Annotated in this window: 2 protein-coding genes and 1 pseudogene; 1 reads left to right on the top strand and 2 read right to left on the bottom strand. The window is 61.5% G+C overall.

Annotated elements, in window-relative coordinates; genetic code table 11:
• Positions 1-370: 370 nt before the first annotated feature.
• Positions 371-1,861 (top strand): DUF1254 domain-containing protein, encoded by a 1,491-nt coding sequence (locus JNK99_RS11495; RefSeq protein WP_291853057.1) that lies wholly within the window; start codon positions 371-373, stop codon positions 1,859-1,861.
• A 293-nt stretch (positions 1,862-2,154) separates the two neighbouring features.
• Here the strand turns inward: JNK99_RS11495 and JNK99_RS11490 are convergent.
• Together JNK99_RS11490 and JNK99_RS11485 are read right to left on the bottom strand one after the other, a co-directional pair.
• Positions 2,155-2,772 (bottom strand): annotated as a pseudogene (locus JNK99_RS11490) (transposase); the annotation flags it as partial.
• Positions 2,773-2,819: 47 nt separating this feature from the next.
• On the bottom strand, positions 2,820-3,075 hold a 256-nt coding region (locus tag JNK99_RS11485), incomplete at its 5' end, for an IS3 family transposase (protein ID WP_291853054.1).

Below are 3,075 nucleotides of genomic sequence, written 5' to 3'. Positions count from 1 at the left end.
CTCACCAATCTCACCGACGATTCCCGGACCATGCTCAGAGACGGGCTCGCACTACGGCGTCGGCTAACGCCGCGAACTCGCACCAATGACGTGTCGGTCATCTCGGCGTCGCCGTTCACCTTGTCGCGCATCGTCGTTTCTTCAGGAACACTTGGCCCGCGCGCGGGGTTGGGTTGCTCAGAACCCAACGGATCATCGCGGCAACTTCCGACACCTTCCGCACTGAACTGCTGCGTCTTGTATAGGAGTCATGCAATCGCCCTGCCCCTGAGCACCGGCACCGTTCGCGCTTGACGAGGAAGTGGTATGATACGGCGTCGTTTCGAGAGCAAAGAAGGGGGACTGAAAAGTGATGCGTTGGAGAAAACTCTTGGCGGTCCCTGCGGTCGCGATCTTGTTCGGGCTGCTTGCCTCGTGCGGCAAGCAGGAAGAAGCGAAGGTGGAGAAGGCGGCCGACAAGGCCACGACCGAGGCGAAGGCGGGCGCCGAAGCGGCCGCCAAGGCCGCAGAGGCTCTGGCCAAGGAGGCCGAAACGCGGGTAATCGCTACCGAGGCCTATGTTTACGCCTACCCGCTCGTCACGATGGAGATCACCCGGCGGGTTCTCACGAACATAGAAAAGCCAGAAGGGACGCGCGCCCCGATGGGTCAGTTCGCGAAGTTGCGCGAATACCCGAATGCCTCCTTCACGGCCGTCACCGCACCCAACGCGGATACTCTGTACACGATCACATGGCTCGATGTCTCGAAGGAGCCTTGGATCTTGAGTATTCCGGACATGAAGGGGCGCTTCTTCCTGTTCCCGATGCTCGACGGCTGGACCAACGTGTTCCAGGACCCGGGCAAGCGCACGACCGGGACCAAAGCGCAGAAGTACGCGATCACCGGTCCGGGCTGGTCGGGAACACTGCCGGCGGGCGTTACCGAGTACAAGTCTCCGACCGGCATGGTCTGGATCCTGGGGCGGATCTACTGCACCGGCACACCAGAGGACTATAAGGCCGTCCACGCCCTGCAGGACCAGGTGTCGGTCATCCCGCTATCGGCGTACGGCAAGCCCTACACGCCCGTGCCTGGGAAGTTCGATCCGGCGATCGACATGAAGACCAGCGTGCGCGATCAGGTCAACGCCATGGACGCCGCCGCGTACTTCAAGCTCTTCGCCCACCTTCTCAAGGATAATCCGCCGTCGGCGGAAGACGCGCCGATGGTGGCGAAGCTTGCCAAGATCGGTGTAGTGCCGGGGCAGGACTTCGAGTTGGCCAAACTGGAGCCCGCTGTCGCCAAGGGTATCGCCGGCGCGCCCAAGCCGGCGCAGGAACTGATCAACGGCTGGCTCAAGGCGGGCATCGCTGCGGGCGACATGAAGATCGAGAACGGCTGGGTGTTCACTACCAAGACAGGCCTCTACGGTACGAGCTATCTGCAGCGCGCGCTCATCACGGCGATCGGCCTCGGCGCCAACCGCCCACAGGATGCCGTCTACCCGACATCCGAGGGGCCGGACATCGTCAAGAAGTATAGCGGCACGAAGAAGTACGTCATGCGCTTCGAGAAGGGCCAGTTGCCGCCGGTCGACGGCTTCTGGTCGCTGACGATGTACAACGCGCAGTATTTCTTCGTCGACAACCCGCTCAACCGCTACACGCTGAGTCAGCGCAACAAGCTCAAGGCCAACGCCGACGGTTCAATCGATCTGTACATCCAGAATGAGTCCCCCGGCAAGGACAAGGAATCGAACTGGCTGCCGGCGCCGAAGGACGAGTTCGTCCTGATGCTGCGTCTTTACTGGCCGAAGGAGAAGTCGCCCTCGATCCTGGACGGCACCTGGAAGATCCCCGAGGTGAAGGAAGCGGGGTAAGCCTTGCGCAACCCTCGCGTCGCGCATGCCGCGCCCGTGGCCGCGTGTCAGTCGAGAGACGCCCAACTTCGGCATTGCATCTGACCGGCTACAGCGGGCGAAGCCCGCTGTAGCCGGTCAGGTGATGCGGGGCGTTAACAGGATGTTGAAATTTTCCCCGATGCCTGCGGCTACCGACCTCTGACGGCGCGAATTGGATTCGGCGAACCGCTTGCGGGACCTGCAAACCGGGTTTCAGCCGGTTTGCAGGTCCCTTTCCGGGGCTCTGGTCGCCTTTCGGCGACCATTTCGCCCTACACCGCGTTCAATCGCCAGCCAAAGATCGTCGCCATCCGCGTCAGGTTGTAAGCTGCCAAGGTAAAGACGGTCTGCGCCTTCACCTTGGCCAGTCCAATCAACTTGGCCTTGCGCAGAACGCCGACAGTCTTTGCCCAGCCAAAAGTTTCTTCGACGAGCTTGCGCTTCTTCAGGCTCGCCGCGTAACCGGCATGCCGAGTCGTCTGTCCATCAATGGCGCTACCCACCTTCCTCTGCACCGCATGCGGCGTGATGCCTTTCTCCCGCATGACTTGCACGAAGCCGGCGACGTCATAATTTTTGTCGGCACCCAGGGTCTAGCCCCGCTTGGCCGAGCGCTTCACCATGGCCTGGGCCGCTTCCCGCTCCGCCGTGCCGGTCGCCAGGGTGGTCTCCACGTCCACTGCCAGGCCATTGCGGTTCTCCATCAGGGCCTGCCCCAAGTAGCTCAACCGGGACTTCTCACCTTCGGCCTTCTTGTAAAGCCGCGCCTCCGGGTCGGTCGTCGAAGCGTGCGTCTCGTTGCTGCGCTTCTCGCCCTTGAAATCCACCGTCGGGTTGCGCCCGCCGTCTTCGGGCGGCTTGCTCGATCCGTCCTTGGCCTTGAAACTTTTGCTCCGCCCGCGACTGAGGTAGGTCGTCAACCGTAGAGTCCAACGGATTAAGCGGCCATCTGTTTTGCATAGTACTGCTGGTTGAATGCAGTAGGCGATAGATAGCCAAGTCGAGCCTGCTTGCGGATACGATTGTAGAAGGTCTCAATGTCTTCGGTGATGTCCTGCCGGGCTTGTTCGGGCGTGACAAAGCGCTGGTGATGCACCAGTTCATTTTTCAGTGACCCCGAGAAACGCTCCATCGGGGCATGGTCCCAGCCGTTCCCTTGACGGCTCATCGAGGCCATCATGCCGAATTGTTTC

The organism is Accumulibacter sp., from assembly GCF_016789985.1.
Lineage (GTDB): Bacteria > Pseudomonadota > Gammaproteobacteria > Burkholderiales > Rhodocyclaceae > Accumulibacter.
Note: the sequence above shows the minus strand (reverse complement) of the source record. Positions and strands in the feature narration are given on the sequence as shown.